The organism is Caldimonas brevitalea, from assembly GCF_001017435.1.
GTDB classification, from domain to species: Bacteria; Pseudomonadota; Gammaproteobacteria; order Burkholderiales; family Burkholderiaceae_C; genus Caldimonas; species Caldimonas brevitalea.
The window spans coordinates 647,473-667,588 of sequence record NZ_CP011371.1 but is presented as its reverse complement, the minus strand read 5'-3'; the positions used below and the strand labels follow the sequence as shown (position 1 = coordinate 667,588).

The 20,116-nt window shown below is 63.6% G+C and carries 14 protein-coding genes and 1 pseudogene; 11 read left to right on the top strand and 4 right to left on the bottom strand.

Features of this window, described 5'->3' with window-relative positions; genetic code table 11:
- Positions 1 to 231: 231 nt before the first annotated feature.
- From AAW51_RS02905 to AAW51_RS28900, 3 genes are all read right to left on the bottom strand, one after another.
- Positions 232 to 2,127: an AAA family ATPase gene (locus tag AAW51_RS02905; RefSeq protein ID WP_047193423.1), complete on the bottom strand. Its 1,896-nt coding sequence runs from the start codon at positions 2,125 to 2,127 to the stop codon at positions 232 to 234.
- The gene (locus AAW51_RS02900) at positions 2,120 to 2,362 is read right to left on the bottom strand and encodes a hypothetical protein (protein ID WP_047193422.1); all 243 of its coding nucleotides are present in this window, start codon (positions 2,360 to 2,362) and stop codon (positions 2,120 to 2,122) included. Before AAW51_RS02900 ends, AAW51_RS02905 begins: the two co-directional genes overlap by 8 nt.
- Before the next feature lie 450 nt (positions 2,363 to 2,812).
- Complete coding sequence (locus AAW51_RS28900; RefSeq protein ID WP_047193421.1) at positions 2,813 to 3,058, bottom strand: helix-turn-helix domain-containing protein; 246 nt, start codon at positions 3,056 to 3,058, stop codon at positions 2,813 to 2,815.
- A 153-nt stretch (positions 3,059 to 3,211) separates the two neighbouring features.
- On the opposite strand from AAW51_RS28900, the gene AAW51_RS02890 reads away from it, so the two are divergent.
- From AAW51_RS02890 to tnpB, 6 genes and pseudogenes are all read left to right on the top strand, one after another.
- Positions 3,212 to 3,463, top strand: a complete 252-nt coding sequence (locus AAW51_RS02890; RefSeq protein ID WP_047193420.1) for a hypothetical protein — start codon at positions 3,212 to 3,214, stop codon at positions 3,461 to 3,463.
- Positions 3,464 to 3,605: 142 nt separating this feature from the next.
- Complete coding sequence (locus tag AAW51_RS02885) at positions 3,606 to 4,085, top strand: DUF2778 domain-containing protein (protein WP_047193419.1); 480 nt, start codon at positions 3,606 to 3,608, stop codon at positions 4,083 to 4,085.
- Positions 4,082 to 4,333, top strand: a complete 252-nt coding sequence (locus AAW51_RS02880; RefSeq protein ID WP_047193418.1) for a hypothetical protein — start codon at positions 4,082 to 4,084, stop codon at positions 4,331 to 4,333. The genes AAW51_RS02885 and AAW51_RS02880 overlap by 4 nt, the downstream gene beginning before the upstream one ends.
- A 61-nt stretch (positions 4,334 to 4,394) precedes the next feature.
- A pseudogene (locus tag AAW51_RS30375) lies at positions 4,395 to 4,808 on the top strand (transposase); the annotation flags it as partial.
- A 949-nt stretch (positions 4,809 to 5,757) separates the two neighbouring features.
- Positions 5,758 to 6,141, top strand: coding sequence for a hypothetical protein (locus tag AAW51_RS27780; protein ID WP_157359589.1), 384 nt, complete (start codon positions 5,758 to 5,760; stop codon positions 6,139 to 6,141).
- Complete coding sequence (gene tnpB, locus AAW51_RS30370; protein ID WP_047193417.1) at positions 6,141 to 6,500, top strand: IS66 family insertion sequence element accessory protein TnpB; 360 nt, start codon at positions 6,141 to 6,143, stop codon at positions 6,498 to 6,500. The genes AAW51_RS27780 and tnpB overlap by 1 nt, the downstream gene beginning before the upstream one ends.
- 1,822 nt (positions 6,501 to 8,322) lie before the next feature.
- On the opposite strand, the gene AAW51_RS02860 is transcribed toward tnpB, so the two are convergent.
- Positions 8,323 to 9,225 (bottom strand): TnsA endonuclease N-terminal domain-containing protein, encoded by a 903-nt coding sequence (locus tag AAW51_RS02860; protein WP_047193415.1) that lies wholly within the window; start codon positions 9,223 to 9,225, stop codon positions 8,323 to 8,325.
- A gap of 359 nt (positions 9,226 to 9,584) precedes the next feature.
- On the opposite strand from AAW51_RS02860, the gene AAW51_RS02855 reads away from it, so the two are divergent.
- The 5 genes from AAW51_RS02855 (at position 9,585) to AAW51_RS02835 (ending at position 20,097) form a co-directional block, all read left to right on the top strand.
- Positions 9,585 to 9,959 carry a helix-turn-helix domain-containing protein gene (locus AAW51_RS02855; protein WP_053013281.1) on the top strand — a complete coding sequence of 125 codons (375 nt, stop codon included), beginning with the start codon at positions 9,585 to 9,587 and terminating at the stop codon, positions 9,957 to 9,959.
- A 93-nt stretch (positions 9,960 to 10,052) separates the two neighbouring features.
- Positions 10,053 to 12,515: an EcoAI/FtnUII family type I restriction enzme subunit R gene (hsdR, locus tag AAW51_RS02850; protein ID WP_047193414.1), complete on the top strand. Its 2,463-nt coding sequence runs from the start codon at positions 10,053 to 10,055 to the stop codon at positions 12,513 to 12,515.
- 20 nt (positions 12,516 to 12,535) lie between these two features.
- Entirely contained in the window at positions 12,536 to 14,008 is a 1,473-nt protein-coding gene (locus AAW51_RS02845) for a type I restriction-modification system subunit M (protein ID WP_047193413.1), read from the top strand.
- On the top strand, positions 14,005 to 15,768 hold the full coding sequence (locus AAW51_RS02840; protein WP_053013280.1) for a restriction endonuclease subunit S: 1,764 nt from the start codon (positions 14,005 to 14,007) through the stop codon (positions 15,766 to 15,768). The genes AAW51_RS02845 and AAW51_RS02840 overlap by 4 nt, the downstream gene beginning before the upstream one ends.
- 12 nt (positions 15,769 to 15,780) lie before the next feature.
- A complete protein-coding gene (locus AAW51_RS02835; protein ID WP_047193412.1) occupies positions 15,781 to 20,097 on the top strand; it encodes a WVD2 family protein in 4,317 nt (1,438 codons plus the stop codon).
- Positions 20,098 to 20,116: the final 19 nt, after the last annotated feature.

Genomic DNA, 20,116 nt, shown 5'->3' with positions numbered 1-20,116 from the left:
GTGAATTCGTGCCGTCCTGCGGCGGGTTTGGCACAGGACCACCCGCACGTGTTCTTGGCAATTCAAGTTTGCGGCGCTCTATCCGGAAGGCGCGGCTGACGATTCGCAGCGACCGTTTGCGAATCGGCAACGGGCGGCAGCGTTGGCAGGCCACGTTCAGCCAGGAAGGCTGAGACCCAGGCCGCCGAGAACGCCCGCTGCATGCGCCCTTCGGAGATTGCACCACCCGCACTACGCCCTCAGCCGCTCCCGCCCCTCCTTCCGAAACTCCGCCAACCTCTGCGCATACGGATCCAACGCATCCTCCGGCCTCTCCAGCGGCAGCCCCACCACCGCGGCAAACCGCGCCGGCGTGACCTGCCCCTGCTCCATCAGCTCATCCACCAGCGCCAGCAGCGCGTCGCGATGGGTTTCGATGAGCCTCGTGGCCCGCGCGTGCTCGGCCTGCAGCAGGGCTTCGATCGGCCCGTTGCTGGCTTCTACGTCGGTGCAGAGGTTGTCGTCGCTGTTGTTCGACACGTCGCTGCGGCCGATGCGCTGGCCGTGGCCCAAGTGGCGCAGCATGCGGGCCGCCGTTTCGGTGGCCTTGCGCAGATCGCTCTCAGCGCCGCTGGAACTCATCTCAGGCCCGAAGACGAGCCGCTCGGCGGCGCGGCCGGCGAGGCTGGTGCAGATGGAGTCGAGCAGATTGCGGCGTGACCAGACCTTGCGCGAGGTGTAGGCGTTGTAGCCGCCCTCGAAGCTCGCCACGTGGATCTTGATTTCCTGTGGCGCGCGGCCGAAGAGCAGCGCGTGCACGAGCCCGTGCCCGGCCTCGTGCACGGCCAGCAGCGCACGAAAGTCGGCGTTGCTGCGCTGGCGCAGGCGGCTGATCTCGAAGGGCGCGGCGATGGCGTGCGACTGCCCGCGCCAATGCGCGATCAGGCTGCGGCCATCGGCGGTGAGGCCCACGCTTTCGCCGGCCGCGGCGCCGCGTTCGAGCGCCCACAGCGCTGCCTTGGCCAGGCCGGCGCCGAGGATGGCGTGCAGCGATGAGAACAGCGGCCGCGTACCCTGGGCGGGGAAGACGGCGTTGGCGTAGATCTGCTCGCGCACGCTTGGGTCCAGCTCGAAGTGCAGCCCGCAGCGGGCTTCAGTCTCGCGGGCATAGCGGGCACATCCCTGCTCGATCAACTGCTCGTATGCTCGCCTGGAGAGCGAGGGATAGATCACGTGCTCGTTGCCCAGTCGCGCCACCTGTTCGGGCTTGAAGCGCCTGTTGAGCGCCTGCTTGACGTCGATCACGCTCAGTTTGCTGGTCAGCGCATTGAAGGTGTCGGCGTCGCTGTCACAGTCGTCTACGCTGGTGGCGAGGTCCTCGTACATCTCATCGAGATTGCCGCAAACGAAGACGAGCAGGCGGCTGTAGTCGGTCTCCCATTGGAGCTGCCCGCTTTCGCGGAAGGCGCGCAGCCTCTGCTGGATCTCCTCGGGCGTCCAGGCCATGATCTCCATCAGCGGCTCGTCGAGCTTGAGGTTGCGTTGCAACTCCTGCGCCTCCCAGCTGCGCAGCTTGAAGTGCAGCTTGGCATCACTGGCCTCGGCGCGCTCGGCGTCGTACGCGGCCTCGGCAATGGACGATTCGATGTTGCCCAAGAGCGAGAGCGCGGGCGGCAGACGGCCGTCGGACAGCAGGGCCCAGACGTCCTGGTAGCGCTCGACGCGCACCTCACCGCGCTTGTCATTGATGGTGCGGAAGCGCTGGAACTCGTCGAGCGCGAGGATGCCCGGCTCGCCCTCGCGCACGCCCGACTGCGCCAGCATGCCCGAGACGCTCTGCGCGCCGCGCCAGCTCGCGCCGTTCGAGAAGCCGTCCATCTGCACTTCCACGAAGCGATCGTAGAAGCCCAGCAGCTGCGCCAGCCGACGCACCAGCTGCGTCTTGCCGGTGCCGGTCAGGCCCCAGAGGCAGACGATGACGGGTCGCGAGACGAGCTCCGGCAGCACGTACCAGGCGCGCACGGAATCGATGACGCGATCGATGATGGTGTCGATGCCGAACAGCTCGGTCTTGAGCTGGGCGGCGATCTCCTGCAGATGTTGGTTTCTCTGCGCCAGTTGTTCGCGCAGTTCCTGGGAATCATTCATCCCAATCCTTTCGTCGCAGCAGCGCCTGCAGCGCCACGCGGTCGGCACGGCGCTGGGCGCCGCGGCTTTGGATGTGTTGGCCTGCGCCACGCGGGCCACGTTGGCCGAGCGCGCGCGCGACGGGGTCGCGCGCAGCGGGGCTCGTTTCGAGCACCAGCGTCATCGGCTGTTTCATGCGGCGCAAGGCCTTGATCCGCCCCTCTTGGAGGGCGCGGGAACGGAGTTGTGCACTCACTTCGGTTTCCGAAAAGCAAAAGCCCCGGCTCAATGGCTGCGGGGCTTTGCGTGCCGCGCGGTCTGAGGCCGTATCTGAGAACAGACACGGTTCAGCCGGGGCTCGGGAACCGTGTTCAGTCGATGGTCGAAATGAACAAGGAGGACATAAGAGGAATCTCCGTCATGCGGGCGCTGTCGTGGGCGCCTTCAGCAATAGGGCGCGAATGATGCAGATATCGAAGCGAGTTCGCAAGTGGGCGGGCTGACTGCGTTGCGGCGGGCCAACGAGGGGGCCTCGCCTGGTGCAGCTGCTTTTACAAGGGATGGCGAGGACGAAGTCGCAGCCTCGGCACGCCAATATGGTCAACGAGCATAGTGCCTGTGATCACGGCCGTGGCAATGGCGGGCTGGAAGGCAGCCGCCTGCAGTTCATCGCCTCGCGCTTGACTTTCAGGTTCTCTGGAGACGCTCAACCAGCCGCACGACTGCGTGTATCTGCGACCAGCTTCTCGGGCTTGACGCCCAATGCTCCGGCTAGCGCAAAGAGCACGCTCAGCGTTGGTTGTCGCTTGCCCGTCTCCAGCAGCCCGACGAAGGTACGGTCTATACCTGCCTCATGCGCCAGCGCTTCCTGTGTCAGCCCTCGCGCGCGGCGCAACCCGGCCAGGACGTCGGCAAAGGCAGCAATGACAGTTTCGTCTCTTGCGCGTGGCATGGCGCGCACTCTCGCGCCGATGCGTACTATAGTCCACAGACTATAGTCTCGTGTCGGGGAGAAGGAATGCCAGGAAACCGCTGCCTCGGAGCACGTACACCACTCGATGCGCTCGGCGCATATGACCGCCACGCAGTCCTGCGCGCATGCGGCATGCACTCGCCCAACAGCGAACTCCGCAGCGGCGTCGATGCCTTCGAGGTGCGCGGCGACGTCTCGATCGAAGACGCCTGTCGCACCTCACTACGCCTGGTGCGCATGACCGTGGCCCACCTCGAGATGTTGGCGTTCGATGGGGATCTGGACGAGCTGCACCGCGATGTCGTCGAAGGGATCGTTTGCTTGGCACGGCTTGCTTGCGGGACGATGGCGGTGGCGCAAGCCGGGTTGTGCGAGGGCGACTGACCTGCTCCCTTCCGCCGTAGCAGCGAGAAGGAAGTGAAGTCCGCCAATTTCGCTGTACACAGCAGCAATCCGTTGCGCCTGCTACGTGTCCTCCCCGGCGCCGAGCTTCTACACTGGCTCGGTCAACAGGGAGGGAACAATAATGTTTCAATGCACCTTCATCCTCAACGACAAGCCGTTGAGCGATCTTGTGGTCGGCGGCACGCGATTCGTCGGTGGCACCCGCTTTCCGGTTTTCTCGGGCATGGACGCCGATAGGAACAAGCGAGCGGCCGCATGTCATCCCAGCGTCGGCCCGATCCCACCCGGCCGTTACTACATCTTCGATCGGCAATCAGGCGGACGCCTCGCGGCTTTGCGGAGCGTCTTCGGGACCGATAAGCACGGGTGGTTCGCGCTTTACAAGGATGACGGTCGGATCGACGACCAGGTCGTCTGCGACTCTATCGGCCGTGGGCAATTCCGTCTGCATCCGAAAGGACCGATGGGCATCAGCCAGGGCTGCATCACGATCGAGCACGAAGGCGATTTCCAACGTCTCAGCGCGATGCTTCGCAGCCTGCCGTCGACCGCGGTTCAAGGCTCGAATTTGAAGGCCTACGGCATCGTCACCGTGTCATGAAGCGGCATCCCATTCTCATCGGCCTGTGGGTTGCCGTGGCGACTTTCGTACTGGGCCGCCTATGGATCGCTCGCCCGGACATCGGCCCCAGCTTCCCAGACTGGTTCGCCGGGTGGTTCTTGAAAGTGACCGGGGTAACCAACCAGGAGAGCGCAGCTGACGCGGAAGCATTGCTCCTGTACGGCATCTGCTTCGTCGTCGTTTCGTTGGGTACGTGGGCGGTGCTACGGCTCACTCGCAAGCACTGAGGCATGACCGAACACCAGTGGAAGCCCACGCGTCCGCATGGGCCGACGTTGACGTTCGCCGAAGACGCGTGGGGTGGGCGACATCCCCTGATTGCCGTCACGACGCCCGGAAGGGCCTGCCCGAGGCCCTGGCGGCAGTGTTTCCCACCACCATGCTGCAGACTTGCATCGCGCACTTAATCCGCAACGGCTTGCACTTCCCCAGTTGGAAGGACCGCAAAGCGCTGACCGCGGCACTCAGGCGGTTTACACCGCCGCTAGCACTGAAGCCGCAGCGCCAGAACTGGTTGCTTTTGAGTCGGGCGCGTGGGGTACCAAGATCTCCACCGTGGTGGCCGCCTGGCGATGCAGCTGGAGTCGGTAATTCCGTTCTTTGCGTTCCCGTCGGCGCTGCCGCGTGATTTACACAACCAACGCTATCGAGAGCATCCGTACCCAGCTGCCTAAGATCATCAAGACGCCATGCCTCTTCCCTCGGAGCGGTAACTGCAACGCAGTCCGGGAGGGAGTGTCTGAGACATATGGAATGACCGCGTTAGGCTGGGAGCGGTTCCTCGAGGCGGGAACGACGACCGGCCGCTATCGACCCATTGCGTCGCTCGGGACACTGCAACCAACGACCTGAAAGCGGTCGCTCCCTAACGTTCGACATAAACGACGACCGTCGGATGGCGAAGCGCGCCGGTGGGCTTCCGCTCTGAGCGGCATGGACTTTCGTGTGATTGTCATTGAGCGCCAACATTAAGGTTTGGATGGCAAGGCCTAACGCTGGTCGATGGAGGGGCTAGGCTGCTCCTTTCACCCCTTGAGTCGAAAGGACCCGCCAAAGCTTCATCGATCTCGCAGTCCTACTAGGGGGCGCTGGAGTCTTGTTCGGCATCAGGACTGCCATCCCTTCCGTCACACGGATCAAGAACGGCAACGCGAACTGAGCAGGCATGCTCATTAGATGAAGCGCGTCTAGCGTTCCTGCCCGGAACTGAAACAACTGATGGACTGCGTAGGGCAAAGAGTGGACGTGCTGAGAAAGCTGCATCGTGACCGCGTTGTAGTACTCGTAGTTCACGTTGCTTGCAGCACAGCGCTCGCGCTGACTTAGATGAAACGCCGGCGGATCGCCTTCGTCAACCTTGCGCCGAATGTCTGCGCGGATTGTTCCGTAGAGCGCATGCGCCTTCAGTTCCGCCCTAAGACGATCGGCGTCCGCTCGAATGTCGTCTGTTCTGGGGTCGGTTGAACCTATGGCCTCCAACATGCGCAAGCGCCGAGTCTTATCGTGGAGTTCCCAAAGGAGAACTTGAAGCTCACGCTCAGTATCCGAAACCGCGTGACCCACAACATACTCGAACGCATCGTGCGCTTCTATGTATGCGTCCGGTCTGGGCACATTGATCCCGGTTCGCGGACCTTAGATAGTTCCCACTATGGACATAGTGGACGCTAACAAGAGCGGCAAGAATGCAGCCGGCACGCCTCGTAAGCGACGCCCGCATGCTGAGGAATTCAAGCAGACGGTGGTCGATGCTTGTCGGGTGCCCGGTGCCTCGCTTTCGGGCGTCGCGCTCAAGTACGGGGTCAACGCGAACCTGGCGCGGCGCTGGTGCAAGGAGCGACCCACGGGTGGGCAGGCCCTGCCACCGGCACTGCTGTCGGTGAGCGTCTGTGATCGCGCACCGAGCCCGAAGGTGGCTGCGGCGGCGTCCCCCATCGAGATCGTGATCCAGAGCGTCCGCATCATCGTTCCGACTCACGTCGACGCCGGCACGCTGCGGGAGGTGCTGAAGGCCGTGAGCGAGGTCCATCGCTGATGCTGGGCCTGCCGCCGAACACGCGGGTGTGGATCGCAGCCGGCCACACCGACATGCGCAAGGGCTTCGACGGCCTGACGGCCTTGGTACAGACCGCATTGGCCGACAACCCGTACTCCGGCCACGTGTTCGTCTTCCGCGGCAAGCGCGGCGACATGATCAAGGTGCTGTGGTTCGACGGCCAGGGCCTGCTGCTGTTGAGCAAGCGATTGGAACGCGGCCGCTTCGTCTGGCCACAGGCCACCTCCGGTGCCGTGTCGCTCACCCCAGCGCAACTGTCGATGCTGCTGGAGGGCATCGACTGGCGGATGCCAGCTCGCACCCCGAGCGTGTCTCGCCACTCGTCCAAGGTGGTCTGAGGCAATGCCCGGCTGTTGGGACGCAGGTGGAACTCGTGAAGTCCAGTCGCGCCAGGTACCCAGAGCTTGCCGGCGTAGCCCGGGAAGCGATAGGCCGTGCGTTCCAACACACCGAAGTTGCGCGCCTGTGCCGACCATTGCTCCTCGATCGCGAGGTCTCCGTCGTACTGCAAGGACTCAACGAAGTTCCCCGTGCGACGAGCGGTTAGTGTTGCTTGTTCCAGTAGACCTGCCACCAGTTGGTCATGCGGCGTGTGCCGCCGAAAACCGAAGCCCATCTCGTGACCAAACCGCCACAGACCGGAGGGCGTAGCGCGCACCCCAGCGGCGATCATCTCGGCCGTCATGCGATCTTCGCGATTCGCATGGGCGTTGTATCTCGTAAACACCATGTACAGGTACTGCACGTACTCCCGCAATGTCAGCGCCGACTCCCTCGCATCCGTCTTCAGTTCCAGCTCGCGGCGGCGCGCGTCTATGGCGCCGGGAATGAAGTCCGAGAACTGCGAGTCCTTCGCAATCCTGTGCAGCACTTCGACCAAGCCTTTGAGGTCTGGCCGGTATGCGGGATTGAAAGCGGAGTTGAGGCCGAGGCGCAGCAGGGTCTCACGTGCGGCTGCGGAGAGGTACTCGCCTCGATCGCACCAAAGCGTGAACGGCGCCGCCGGCGTGGGCTCCAGGACCGGGCAGTACTGGTATCCCCACAGCGCCGCGATGACTGTCGGGTCCGCAAAAGTCGAATACAGCGCGAGCTTGGCTGCGCGCCATGACGGCGGCCTCAAGCAGGCATAGAAGCCGACCACGGCAGTGGACCACACGTCGACGATGACGTAGACGATGGGGCGCCCGACAACCCAAGCCCGGTTGACGCCACTGCGCAAGTGCACGTCGCCGATCGTGGAGTCGATTGCGTAGGCGTGACCAGGGCCTGCAACGCCGTCGTAGCTGTGGCCTCGCAAGCCGCGACGGTTCCGGTTCCAGTGACCCGTCGTCGTGCGACGGAGGGACCGCTCAAGCGCCTTGAATTCGGTTTCTACGATGTGGCGAAACTGCCGCTTGTTCGGGTACGTCCCCGGCGGCGGCATCACGGCTTCTCGTCCAGTCGGCGTCTGCACGTAGCGCCTGACGTAAGTGGCTCTGATGACCTCGTCGTACAGACCTTCGGTCGTCATTCCGTCTTTCCAGTGTCGACTGACATGGGCGACGATCTTGATGCGGTCCTCTTGCGTGGCGCCGCGCTGCGGAAACGGATCTTCGGCGCCGACCCGCTCATGTGATGATTTGACGCCCGGCTTTCGTCGGCCTCCCTCCACCGGGCGCAGCACGCCAGGCGCGCCACATTGATCAAAGGAGGGCATCAGTGACAGCCCGGTGAAGCCCCGGGCGCACAGCAATCGCCACAAGCGGTACACCGTCGCTCGACTCGTATTGCTGTCCCGCAGGGCCATCCGTACCAAGGGGCCGATGCCGCCGGTCGTGGCAAGTGCATCCTGCAGTTGCACCGGATCGAGAAAGGGCGCCATGACCGCCTGGTGATGCTCCCAAAGGCTACGCGCCTTGTCCGTCAACGCCTGCTCACGGCTAAGCGCGCGCGGATCATCCAGATCGACGATGGCCAGAAGTGCAGCTTCTGCCAAGCTTGTCAACGTATGCCGGTCCACGGGCGTCGTGGCGCCAACAGGGCCAGGCGCGTTCGCGGCGGCGCCCTCTTCGCGCACACCGATGTAGGCGAGCCAAACGATGTCCGCCCCCGGCGCCACAGCCACGACCCGATAGAAACCGTCCAGGGTCGGCGCCTCGATCCTCAGCACCGCATTAAAGGTCAAGCAGTCCATGCTGACCTCCGAGCGGCGATGGGGTTCTGGTCCCAAAAGGCAGAGGGCTTGAGCAGTTGGAGCTTGGATGCCGGTCGGATGGCCGTGGCGAGGTCCAACGGCAGAGCGCCGCACCAGACGGCTTGCCAGAAAGCGCACTGTGCTTGACCTTGCTCCACGCCCAACAGCTGCGGAAGCCGATCGAAGACATCGCCGAGCGACGGCCACCTCTGACCAGCAACGTACTCAGAGCAAGCGTCGATCAGCTGGCGCTCTACCTCCGGCATGCCAAGCGCCCAAATCGTCCCCGCACGGATCGCCCAAGCCACCATCGGGTCGTACTCGTCCTGGGTGATCAACAGCCAAGGCACCTCGCGCGTCGCCCAGTACTCTCTCTCGATGGCAAGCAGCTCCAGCTGTCGTTTGCCGCTGCAGGCCCTGGCCGGTTTGACGCTGACTGCAACTCGCTGCCGACCGTTGTCGCCGGCCAACGTAAGCACCAAGTCCGTCGACATGACCCACGACGCGGCCTGTCCGTCCCTTCGCACCTTCGGGTGGGGCAAGCCCAGAGCTGCTGCGAGCTGCTGCGTCCCCGGCATGGACGTCCTGCTGAACGTCGTGTAGCTCCCGAGATGCAGGCGCTCAGCGTTTAGGGACAACGGAAACTGCTCTTGGATGTCGACGACCCCGGGCAGCATCGTGGCGAACGAGAACGCGATGAACTCGAGATCTGAAAGGAAATGGTGCAGCCTGCCCAGCTTTGAGTTGATGAGGTGAGAGCGGCCCCGGCTGCCAGGGTCGGCTCGGGTGACCTGGTGCCACGGCTGGTAGCCCTCGCCGAAGCCCGCGCCACGGCCTTGTTCGACCCACTTCTGCAACCGCTTCGGCGTGAAGCGCTGTCCTTTTCTCATGTTGACCTTTCCTGCGTACGGGCGAGCGCATCCAGTGCTCGCTCGACGCGTTCACAAAAAACGGGAAAGGGGAGTTGACGCGCCTCAGGGGCGCAGATAGATTCCTGGCATCAGCTGCTGAATCCGGGACAACTCCCGCGGTGAAAGCGAACGCCACCAGGCTTGCCGGCCTCGGTGGCGTTTTTCTTGGTGAAGTGCTTTGTGTGTGTTCGGCCTTCCGATCGCGCAAGTACGGGCGACAGCCAGTGCGCTGCGCTCACGCCGCCCGGGAAACCTCTCCCGTCAGCTCCGCCCGTGATGCTGGGTAGTGTTTTAAACTACACACCATTCTTTGATAAGAATAGTTAACGTCGCACGCTATGCGAAACCCCGAGGTCCGTCAACAGATCGGCCAGCGCCTGCTCGAAGAGCGGGTGCGGCTCGGTCTCACCCAGCAGGCGTTGGCGGACACCATCGGCGCTCCCCGCGTGAGCTTCGTCAAATACGAGGCAGGGCAGTCATCGCCCGCCGCGGAAACGCTGGTTGCGCTTGAAGGCGCCGGCGTCGACGTGCGCTATGTGCTCACCGGCCTGCGGCAGGCGCCGAGCGGCGTGGACCGGGATCGATTCCGCAGAGCGTTCCATGAAGTTGAACGCCAGGTGAAGGCGAACCGGGAGAAGCTGTCGACCGACGAGAGGTTGTCGCTGGCCTGGCGGCTATACGACGCTTTCAGCACTGTCGATCAAGTAGCGTAGGTAGGGATCAGTCTCGATGAGAACGGAGGCGCCGGCGGCAGTAGTTAGAGCCGATGCCATTCAGAAAAGACGATGTGGCGCAGCTGAGGGAGTATGAGTAAGAAGACCGTGTCTGAAAGCGACATCTGCGACAAGTTCATCCGCCCGGCCATGGAGTCCGCCGGTTGGGACGGCATGTCACAGATCTATCGCGAATACCCCCTGCGGGCGGGCCGCGTCGTCGTTCGCGGGCGCAAGGCGCGCCGAGATGTTTCCACGGTACTTCGCGCCGACTACGCACTCTTCTTCAAGACCAACATCCCACTGGCCGTCGTCGAGGCCAAGGACAACAACCACGCCGTGGGCGCCGGGATGGCTCAGGCCATCAACTACGCTCAACTTCTTGACGTGCCGTTCAGCTTCGCCAGCAACGGTGATGGCTTCGTGTTCCGCGACGCAACGCTCGCCGATGGGGTGCTTGAGCGCAACTTGACGCTTGAAGAATTCCCCTCGCCTGCCGAGTTGTGGACGCGGTACTGCGCTTGGAAGGGCTGGACGCCCGAAGTTCGCCGGGTCACTGAGCACGACTACGCGCCGACAAAGACTCCGCGCTATTACCAGCTCAACGCCATCAACCGCACGGTCGAAGCCATCGCCTGCGGTCGGAACCGCGTGCTGCTAGTCATGGCCACCGGCACTGGGAAGACCTACACAGCCTTTCAGATCATCTGGCGCCTGTGGAAGAGCGGCGCCAAGAAGCGCATCCTGTTCTTGGCCGACCGAAACATCCTGATCGACCAGACCATGGTCAACGACTTCCGGCCGTTCAAGGGCGCGATGGCCAAGCTGAGCCCGCACGCCAAGGGCGTCGAGGTGGTCGACAGCCAGGGGAAGACCGCGGTCGAAGAGGTCGACCTCGCCATCAATCGCGCCACCAAGCAGGTCAACAAGAGCTACGAGATCTACCTGTCGCTGTACCAGGCGGTCAGCGGCACGGAAGAAGATCGCAACATCTACAAGCAGTTCTCGCCCGACTTCTTCGACCTCATCATCGTTGACGAATGCCACCGCGGCAGCGCGGCCGAAGACTCGGCGTGGCGGGACATCCTCAGCTACTTCAGCACTGCCACCCAGGTTGGTCTGACGGCCACGCCCAAGGAGACAGCCGACATCTCCAACACCGACTACTTCGGCGAGCCCGTCTACACGTACAGCCTTCGCCAGGGTATCGAGGACGGCTACCTGGCTCCGTACAAGGTGATCCGTGTCGACCTGGACAAGGACGCCTTCGGCTGGCGCCCGCCCGAGGGTATGACCGACAAGCTGGGCAACCTCATCGAGGACCGGGTCTACACCGGCGCCGACATGAACCGCAAGCTGGTGCTGGAGCGCCGCGACGAGGTGGTGGCCGCCAAGATTACCGAGTACCTGAAGGCCACGAACCGCTACGACAAGTCGATCGTCTTCTGCGAGGACATCGAGCACGCCGCTCGCATGCGCCAAGCCCTGAGCAACGCCAACGCCGACCTGTGCGTCAGCCAGCCGAACTACGTCGTGCAGATCACCGGCGACAACCCCGAAGGCAAGCGCGAGCTCGACAACTTCATCGACCCCGAGAAGACCTACCCGGTCATCGCCACTACCTCCAAGCTGATGAGCACGGGTGTCGATGCCCAGACTTGCAAGCTCATCGTGCTGGACCAGAACATCAAGTCGATGACGCTGTTCAAGCAGATCATCGGGCGGGGCACCCGGCTGCGAGAGGATCTGGGCAAGAGCTGGTTCACCATCCTCGACTTCAAACGTGCCACCGAACTGTTTGCAGACCCGGCCTTCGATGGCGATCCGGTGCAAATCTATGAGCCGGGCCCGGGCCAGCCTGTCGAGCCGCCGCAGCCACCGGAGCCGCCCCAAGGCGGGTCGACCGGGCTACCAGATGATCCGCCGCCCGGCCCCGGTCCGTTCATCGGCGGCGACGATGGTCCCGCCGAACCTCGCAAGTACATCGTCGGTGGCAGCGTCAACGTGGCCGTGGCGCGAGAGCGCGTGCAGTACCTGAACGCCGACGGCAAGCTGGTCACCGAGAGCCTGCGCGACTACACCCGCATCAACCTGGGCAAGGCCTACGACTCGCTGGACAGCTTTCTGCAGGCCTGGAACAGCGCCGAGCGCAAGGCTGCGCTGATCGAAGAGCTGGAAGGCCGCGGCGTCTTCCTGGATGCACTGGCCGACGAGGTGGGCAAGGACTTCGACCCCTTCGACCTGCTGCTGCACGTGGCCTACGACCAGCCGCCGCTGACCCGCCGAGAACGCGCCCAGCGCGTGAAGAAGCGCAACGTCTTCACCCAGTACGGTCCGGTGGCCCGCCAGGTGCTGGACACGCTGCTGGACAAGTACGCCGACGAAGGCATCACCACCATCGAGAGCGACGCCGTGCTGCGCGTGCAGCCCTTCACCAACCTGGGCTCGCCCGTGGAGCTGATCCGCAGCTTCGGCGGCCGCCCCCAATACCTCCAAGCCTTGGCCACGCTGGAGCGCGAGCTGTATGCCGCGACTTCGGCGCCGCCCCAGGCCTGACCGACCCTCACTGCCCCTTCATGTCCAACCTCACCCCCGTTATCAAGTCCATCCAGGACGTTATGCGCCAGGACGCCGGCATCAACGGCGACGCGCAGCGCATCGAGCAGATGGTCTGGCTGCTGTTCCTGAAAGTCTTCGACGCACTGGAGGAAGAGCTGGAGCTGACCCGGGACGACTACAAGAGCCCCATCCCCGACCACCTGCGCTGGCGAAACTGGGCGGCCGACCCCGAGGGCATCACAGGCGAGGCGCTGCTGGACTTCGTCAACAACACGCTCTTCCCCAAGCTCAAGGCCCTGCCGGCCGACCCTGTCCGCAACCCGCGCGGCTCGGTTGTGCGCGGCGTGTTCGAAGACGCCAACAACTTCATGAAGAGCGGCCAGCTGCTGCGGCAGGTGATCAACAAGCTCGGTGCCATCGACTTCAACCGCCAGTCCGAGCGCCACCAGTTCAACGACCTGTACGAGAAGATTCTGCGTGACCTGCAGAGCGCCGGCAACGCGGGTGAGTTCTACACGCCGCGGGCCGTCACGCAGTTCATGGTGGACATGGTCAACCCGCAACTGGGCGAGAAGGTGCTGGACCCCGCTACTGGCACGGGCGGGTTCCTGGTCTGCGCCATCGAGCACCTGCGCAAGCAGGTGAAGAACACCGAGCACGAGGCGCTGCTGCAGAACAGCATCTACGGCGTGGAGAAGAAGCAGCTGCCGCACATGCTGTGCGTGACCAACCTCATGCTGCATGGCATCGAAGTCCCCAGCAACGTGCGCCACGACAACACACTGGCCCGCCCGCTGCGGGACTACGCGCCGGCCGAGCGCGTGGACGTGGTGCTGACCAACCCGCCCTTCGGCGGCATCGAGGAGCCGGGCATCGAGGCCGGCTTTCCGGCGGACGTGCGGACCAAGGAAACGGCTGACCTGTTCCTGGTGCTGATCAAGCACATCCTGAAGGCCAACGGCCGCGCCGCGCTGGTTCTGCCCGACGGCACGCTGTTCGGCGAGGGCGTGAAGACGCGCATCAAGGAGCAGCTGCTGGCCGAGTGCAACCTGCACACCATCGTGCGCCTGCCCAACGGCGTCTTCGCGCCCTACACTGGCATCAAGACCAACCTGCTGTTCTTCACCAAGGGCCGGCCGACGGAAGCCATCTGGTACTACGAGCACCCCTACCCGCCGGGCGCGAAGAGCTACAACAAGACCAAGCCGATCCGCATCGAGGAGTTCGACGCCGAGAAGGCCTGGTGGGGCAGCGAGGCCGATGGCTTTGCGGCGCGGGTGGAGAACGGGCGGGCGTGGAAGGTGGACATTGCGGCCATCCAGGCCGCGGGCTACAACCTGGACCAGAAGAACCCGCACACACCGGATGCGGTGAGCCACGATCCGGACGAACTGCTGCGCGAGTACGCGCGCCTGCAGACTGAGACACAGGGGCTGCGCAATCAGCTGAAGGCGATATTGGCCGAGTCGCTGATGAGGGCGCGGGCGTGAGTGCGGTGCTTGAGGCGCAGGAGCCAACTGCCCGGTACTTGAACTCGGTGCAACCTGCGCTGGTGCAGCAGTTTGGGCTGCTGGCGTCGGCGTCGGGTGGGATGGTGCGATTGCGGGAACTGGTACTGGCGCTGGCGATAGAAGGCAAGCTGGTGCCGCAGGACCCGCGCGACGCTTCTGCCGGCGCCTTACTCGCGCGCGTTCAGGCGAGGCGAAAGCAGTTGGTCGCAGAGGGAAAAATCAAAGCTGGCAAGTCAGAGGCGCCGTCCGTGGACCAAGACTCGCCGTTTGTCGTCCCTTCCGGTTGGGAGTGGATCTGCGCAGCCGACGTATGTGTCGTCATTACGGATGGAGATCACCAGGCGCCACCGAAGGCCCACTCGGGAGTTCCGTTCCTCGTGATCGGAGACGTACGCGATGGTGCCGTCGGTCTTGGCTCAGCGACCCGCTTTGTGCCGCGCGAGTACTTCGATGCTCTGGACTGGGGGAAGAAGCCCCTTCAGGGAGACATCCTGTACACGACAGTTGGAAGCCTCGGCATTCCAGTCCCCGTCGTTCACCAGCAGGTGTTCTGCTTTCAACGCCACATTGCGTTGCTGCGGCCCGGCTTGCCCGAGCTACAGGCATATCTCACCTTGGCGTTGCAGAGCCGCTTAGCCTTTGACCAGGCCGCGAGTGGTGCAACCGGCATCGCACAGAAGACAGTCCCATTGTCTGTTCTTCGCAGTCTGCGTTTGCCGCTGCCACCGCTGGCCGAGCAATCCCGTATTGTTGCCCGCGTCGACGAACTGATGCGCCTGTGCGATGCGCTCGAAGCGAAGGGCCGGCTCGGAGCGGAGCAGCACGCCCGCCTACTCGGCACCCTGCTGGGCACGCTGATCGACAGCAGCACGCCCGAGGAACTGGCCGCGAACTGGCAACGCATCGCCGACCACTTCGACCTGCTGCTCGACCGCCCCGAGGCCGTGGATGCGCTGGAGCAGACCATCCTGCAACTGGCAGTGCGCGGGTTGCTGGTTCAGCAGGATGCCAACGATGAAACTGCAAGCGACCTACTGGCGAGGGTGCGAGCCGAGAAGGAGCGTTTGATACGTGCGGGCGAACTGAAGGGTGAAAAGCCGCTTGCGGAGATCGACGACGTGCCTTTCAACATCCCTCGCGGTTGGGCGTGGGCACGCTTGGGCGAGCTTGGCATTTCGTTCGACTATGGGTCGTCCCAAAAATCCTGCGACGACACCGCTGCCGTCCCAATTCTCAGGATGGGCAACGTTCAAGCAAGCCGGGTGGTATTTAGCAACCTCAAGTTCTTGAAGGACCAGAAAGAAGAATTGCCGAGCCTCCTTCTTGAAGAGGGTGATTTGCTTTTCAACCGAACCAACAGCTTCGAGCTCGTCGGCAAGACTGCCTTGTTCGAAGGGTTTGGTCGACCCGTCACCTTCGCCTCATACCTGATCAGGATTCGTCCGAATAAGTCGCTTTGCGATCCCAGGTATATGAACATTTTCATGAACACTCAGGACTGTCGCAAGACTGAAATCGAGCCTGACCTCACCCAACAAACAGGACAGGCCAACTACAACGGCACAAAGCTGAGGAATATTCGGGTACCGCTTCCTCCGCGCGAAGAACAAACCCGCATCGTCGCCCGCGTCACCGAACTACGTCGCCTTTGCGCGGACCTTCGCCAGCGCCTGGATCGCAGCAGCACGACGCAGACATCACTCGCAGATGCCTTAGTTGAACAAGCGCTGTCAGCGTAGCTTTAGATCAAGATGGATCGCACGTTCAAGGACCTGAAAGCGCCTTCCGGCAAGGACGACGCGTTGGAGTCGTCCTGGGGTGAGCGCTTCGACGAGTCCGGCGTCAGCTGGCACGAGCTGCTGAAGTCTCAGCGCATTCTGATCGTGTCAGAGGCCGGTGCCGGCAAGACCTATGAGTGCGAGACGAAGGCACGGGAACTCTTTGCGCGCGGCGAGCCAGCGTTCTTCCTGTCGCTCGAAAGCGTCGCGTCCGCTGGCGTCGCCGCCACGCTCTTCGGGGATGAGCACAAGCGGTTCACCGACTGGTTAGCGTCTTCATCGCAGGTTGCCTACTTCTTCCTCGACTCCATCGACGAGCTCCAACTCGTTCACCGGTCGTTCAAGGACGCGCTGCGCCGATTCGCGCATGACACTCGAGGGGCACTGGGGCGGGCCACGGTGGTCATCACCGCTCGCCCAGTGCCTATCGATCGCCAAGCGTTCAGGGACATCCTGCCGGTTCCGGCGCCAGTGCGGCAAGAGGAGTCGGAGGATGAGTTCGTCCGCATCGCCATGGACGGACCGAGCAAGACCAAGGATGACGGGCCTCCCGCCATCCGAGAGGTCGAGCTGCTTCCGCTGACCGGACCCCAAATCATTGAGTTCGCGCGATCCCGAGGGGTTGGGGATCCTGAGGCCCTGCTGGCAGCCATTGACGCCAAGCATGCCAGGGAGTTCGCTCGCAAGCCGCAGGACCTGATCGAGCTGTGCGACGACTGGCGAGAACACGGTGGGCTTCGCGCGCACTTCGAGCAGATCCAGTCTCACGTGCGCGCGCGGCTTGCCGCTCGTCCCGAGCGGCGAGAGAAGGCGGGGCTTCCGCCAGCGAAGGCGCAGGTTGGCGCGCAGCGTCTTGCGCTCGCGGTCATCCTGAGTCGGCGCCTGACCATCCGGTACAGCGCTGGATCAGATGCGGACTCGTCAGGCGCTGCGCCGATCGATCCGCGCGAGTTGCTGGCGGACTGGAGCCCCAACGAGGTGTTGACGCTCTTGGAACGTCCCATTTTTGTCGAAGGCGGATACGGCAGGGTCCGGTTCCACCATCGGTCAGTGATGGAGTTTCTCGCCGCCCGCCAGATCCATGACCTGATCGAGGCAGGGCTGCTGGTCCAGTCGGCTGCTTGCCGCCTGTTGTTCGGACTCACGGGTTCGAACGAGACAATCCTCAGGCCGTCGATGAGGCCCGTGGCTGCGTGGCTTGCCTTGCTGCGGCCCGACATGTTCGAGCGGGTGGTCGAGATCGAGCCAGCCGTCCTATTGACACACGGTGACCCGGAGTCGCTCACGGATCTCCAGCGCGAGCGCGCGTTGCTCGGCTACGTGGCGCGCTACGGCAAGGGTCAATGGCGTGGCCTTGAAGTGCCGAATCTGCAGGTGGCACGGCTGGCGCAACTTGGCCTCGCCGGCACGGTGCGATCTGCCTGGGCCGCTGGCGTCGAGGCCCCTGAGGTCCGGGAATTGCTACTTCGTCTCGTGAGCGCCGGGCACATGCAAGGCTGCGCGGACCTGGTTGCACAGGTTGCAGCGGACGCATCTTGCAGCGATCGAGAGCGATTCGAGGCATTGATAGCGCTTGCGGGCCTAGGCGATTCCCGCGTTGCACCGATGGTCGATGCGATCGTCACGCTGGTGCCGGGGTGGTCCGAACGACTTGCGCGTTGGGTCGGGACGATGCTGTACCCGGAGCATGTCACCGAAGCCCAACTGGTTCAGCTCTTGGCGAGGGTGCGCAGCGAAAAGAGGGATCGCGGTGGCTACGCAGACAGTGTCGCCCGGGTGATCCAGAAGGCCGACATGAGCCGAGCTCGTCTTGAAGCCTTGTTGCCTGATGTGCTTCGGCTTGCACGCGGGGGGCTATCGGCGGTCGACGAAGAGTTCCAAGAGGCCGATGGGCGGCTGGAAGTGTCGAGCATCTTGCGCGCGCTGTGTGTCCGGTTGCTCGAACTTGGAAGCGTCAGCGAGACACTGATCGAGGCCTCGGTTCTTGCGAGGCGGTCGGCCGACGCCTCCTCGGGCATGGGGAAGGGCAAGACGGAGCTGAGTGCGCTGCTCGACTCGCTGCCAAATGATTGGCGACCTCGGGTCTTTGAGGCGGATCTGGCCTGTGTGGAATCGCTTGGCGGAGACCGCAGTGCCAGGTACCGACTGGTTCGCATCGTCTATGAAGGGGCACTGAACTACGCGTTGGAACGGGACGGCCCATGGGTACAGGCAGCGCTGGCTGACGTACAGATGTCGCCGGAGCGTCGATCGGTTCTGTTGCACCTAGCCGCTCACCTCTACGCAATCGAGGGACGCCTCAAGGACGCCGAGGGCGCTCTTCGCGGGGCCGTGGTTGACTCGACCGCGCTGACCGACGAGTTGAACTCGATCATCAAGTCGAACCAGCCAAGCGCTGAGTTCCTGAAAATGCAGGAGGAGCAGCGGAAGCGGCAAGAGCGCCAGGCCAAGAAGCGCGCCGATGAGAAGGAAGCGTGGGCTCGGATGAGGCGAGAACTGGCTGAGCAGCCTGCGCTAGCACTAGGGCCCGGTCGCAGGGACAACACGATCTGGAACCTTTGGCTGGTCTTGCGCAAGCTGGGCAGAAATGGCGACGAAGGGCGATGGGATCGTGCGTTCTTGACCTCCCAGTTCGGCGGCGACATCACAGACAGGCTGAGGCTCGCCATGATGGCGTACTGGCGCGGCATGCGTCCGACAATTCGGTGCGAGCGCCGGCGCGGAGAGGAGAACACCTATCTCGTTGTGTGGTCGATCGGTCTGATGGGCATCTATGCAGAAGCGGAAGACCCCCTCTGGGCAACCAAGTTAAAGCCCAGTGAAGCGGAACTCGCTGCCCGCTATGCCTTGCTGGAGCTGAACGGCCTGCCCAGTTGGCTTGGCAGCCTCGCGAAGGCGCACCCTACGGAGGTGGAGGCTGTCGTTGGAAGCGAACTGCTCGATGAGCTGCTCGACGCGGGCGGCGATTCGGGCTGGCACTCCATGGTGCTGCAGTCCCTACGGAACGGCACGCAGGACGTATCACAGTTGCTTGTGCCCCGTCTCGTCGGTTGGCTCGCTTGGTCGGGCTTGACATTGATGCAGCTTCCGCATTCGCCGTCGAACGAACAGAAGCTCTCCCAGGTTGTACGCGTGCTGCTGGCGCACGCCGGCCCAGAGGTGAAAGGACCTTTGGAGGAACTGGTCGCGGCTCAGGTTGGGGCGGTCGGCACCGGCCCATACTTGCTGTTCTGGCTGCCGGTCCTGTTCTCGCTCGCGCCATCGCGTGGTGTGGACGGCATGCTTCCCGTTCTGGCTGCACTTCCCGCGGAGCCCAACGGGACAGCAGTTCACATCATCGGTTCACTGTTCAACGAGCGGACTGGCTTTGGATCGACCGAATGGGCCTCCAAGCTGGCGGCTGCGCAACTACTCCGGCTGACGCTTGAATTTCATCGGCATGTGAGGTCGGAAGACGACCTCGTGCATGACACCGTCTACTCACCCGGCGCGCGGGACGCTGCCGAGGATGGACGCCGGTACATCTTCGATGCGTTGATGAAGGCGAGCGGCCCGGAGGCTCTCAGTGCAAAGCTCGCTCTCGCAGCCGATCCGCTCTTCGAGCGCTTGCGAGATCGCATCGCGGCGTTGGCTCAGGAGCGCCTTGCCGCAGAGATTGATTCCAGCGCCTGGAAACCGACGGAGGTGGCCACACTTCTGGCCCGCAAGGAGCTTTCACCGAAGACCACATCCGACGTGGCGCAGTTGTTGGTCGATCGGCTGGACGATCTCCAGGAACTGCTGCTCAAGGACACAGGGCCGCGGGCCGGCTGGGCGTTGATTGACGACGAGAACACGCTGCGGCCCATGATCGCGCGCGAACTGGAAGTCGCGGCCCGGGAGGCCTACACCGTTGACCAGGAAGCGGTGACCGCTGATGGCAAGGAGACCGACATTCGTCTGAGGACTGTCTCGGGGTACCAGGCGACCATCGAACTGAAAGTCGGTGAGAAGGGAAGATCCGCGCGAGAGCTGTGTGACACGATTGACGAGCAGTTGGTCAAGAAGTACATGGCCCATCGGGATGCGCGTACGGGCTGCCTGCTTGTCTCGGTAGCTGACCCGGAAAGGTACTGGCTACACCCCGACACCGGAGAACGCATTGATCGCTTTGGCCTGCAGACGCTCCTTCAGGCCAGGGCTGCTGCTGCTCAGCACCAACTCGGTGGGGAGGCGCGGGTTCTCGCTCGCGTCCTTGATCTTGTGCCGCGCCTGTCTACGGAAAAGCGGACTTCTGGCACTGCGCGATGACCTGCCAACCGTTGGTGAG